Source organism: Dietzia sp. SLG310A2-38A2, from assembly GCF_014145095.1.
In the GTDB taxonomy this organism is placed as follows: domain Bacteria; phylum Actinomycetota; class Actinomycetes; order Mycobacteriales; family Mycobacteriaceae; genus Dietzia.
In genome coordinates, this window is record NZ_JAALDX010000328.1 from 4,845 (window position 1) to 6,321 (window position 1,477).

Annotated in this window: 3 protein-coding genes; all 3 read right to left on the reverse strand. The window is 69.1% G+C overall.

The window, feature by feature from the left end:
- The coding region (locus tag G6027_RS18860; RefSeq protein ID WP_346995714.1) for an NAD-dependent epimerase/dehydratase family protein at positions 1-424 on the reverse strand (424 nt) is incomplete at its 3' end.
- Between the two features lie 163 nt (positions 425-587).
- Positions 588-689, reverse strand: a complete 102-nt coding sequence (locus G6027_RS11900) for an AURKAIP1/COX24 domain-containing protein (RefSeq protein ID WP_003855542.1) — start codon at positions 687-689, stop codon at positions 588-590.
- 160 nt (positions 690-849) lie between these two features.
- Positions 850-1,071 carry a helix-turn-helix domain-containing protein gene (locus G6027_RS11905; protein WP_017837771.1) on the reverse strand — a complete coding sequence of 74 codons (222 nt, stop codon included), beginning with the start codon at positions 1,069-1,071 and terminating at the stop codon, positions 850-852.
- Positions 1,072-1,477: the final 406 nt, after the last annotated feature.

Here is a 1,477-nt window from a genome sequence, read left to right on the forward strand (position 1 = left end):
CCGGGTCCACGCCCGAGGAGCCGTAGACGGTGGTCGAGGAGATCAGCACGAACCGCTTGACGGTCGCGGCCCGCCCGCAGGCCGCGATCACGTGCATCGAGCCCATGATGTTGGCCTCCTTGACGGCCGCGCGGCCGCCCGGGGCGAAGTCCGTGTGGTGCAGTCCGGCGTGGACCACGGTGTCGATGCCGGCATCGCGCAGGATCCCCTGGAGGCGCGGCGACTGCGGGTCGAGGCGGACGAACTCGGCGTCCCTCATGCGACGGCGGTGCTGTGGCGAGGGTTTGATGGAGTCGATGGCCAGGACGCGCTCGACGGATTCGGTCCGGAGCAGCATCCCCACGAGGTGTGCGCCGAGGTACCGGCTCCCGCCCACGACGGCGACAGCCCGGGCGGGCCGACGGGTTGGCGCTTCGGGGTTCACCCAGACCACTGTAGCGGTGGACCCCCACCCTCCGTTGCCCGGTCCGCGTACCCCGGACGTGCCGCTACACACACCCCCGGACACACCGATGCCCGCCACCGTTTCCGGGTGACGGGCATCTGCTACAGGCGTGAGTCCGGGCGCTACCGAGGCGCCGCCGGACTCACTTACCGAGCTTGCGACGCTGCACGCGCGTACGGCGGAGCATCTTGCGGTGCTTCTTCTTGGACATACGCTTGCGGCGCTTCTTGATCACAGAACCCATATCGGGGGTCACCTACCTGTCGACTACTGGTCTGGGGCCTTACAGCGGGCTTACTGCGTTCCGGCATCTAAGCGGGCTCGGAAGCCGGTACGGAACCCGTCCAGACTACCCGCAGGTGGGGCCGCGACGAAAACGGGCCCGGGGGCCGACCCGGAGCGGGTCAGCCGGCGGAGAAGTACGACGTGTCCAGGTACTCGTGGACCGCCTTGGAATGCACACGGAACGACCGCCCCACCCGCACTGCGGGCAGCTCGCCCGAGTGGACGAGCCGGTAGACCGTCATCTTGGACACGCGCATCAGCGCAGCGACCTCGGCTACGGTCAGGAACTGGGAACCCCCCGCCGCCTGTGCGCCGCCTTCGGTCTTGTCGGTAGTCGCCATCTCACAACCCTTCGTGGCACGCGTCGTGCCGCAGGCTTCCCCTCCTGCGGTACGGACACGCACGTGCTGGGTATGAGCCTAGCGTGAAGGGTGTGATCAATGCGACGGGAGTGGGCAAATTACTTTGACGACACGCCGCCCGACCGCTGCCTGACCCGGCCTGAACAGGGCTTGTGCTAAATGCAGCGTCCCGCCAGGTGGCTGATCTCTCACCTGGCGGGACGTGTGTGGTGTGTGGTGCGGCGCGCGCAGCGGGCGGGCGGGCGGCGGGTCAGTCGTCCCGCTCGTCGTCCTCTGCCTTCTGCGCCGCGCGGGCCAGTTCCATCGACCTGGTCGCTGACGCCTCCACCGCGTCCGCCACCGCGGACCTGAAGCCCCCGGCCTCCAGTCGCCGGATCGCCGCAGC

Bases quoted from the DNA above. Each gene is read 5' to 3' on its own strand.
- G6027_RS11900 (WP_003855542.1), bottom strand. From the start codon at position 689: ATGGGTTCTGTGATCAAGAAGCGCCGCAAGCGTATGTCCAAGAAGAAG.
- G6027_RS11905 (WP_017837771.1), bottom strand. From the start codon at position 1,071: ATGGCGACTACCGACAAGACCGAAGGCGGCGCACAGGCGGCGGGGGGT.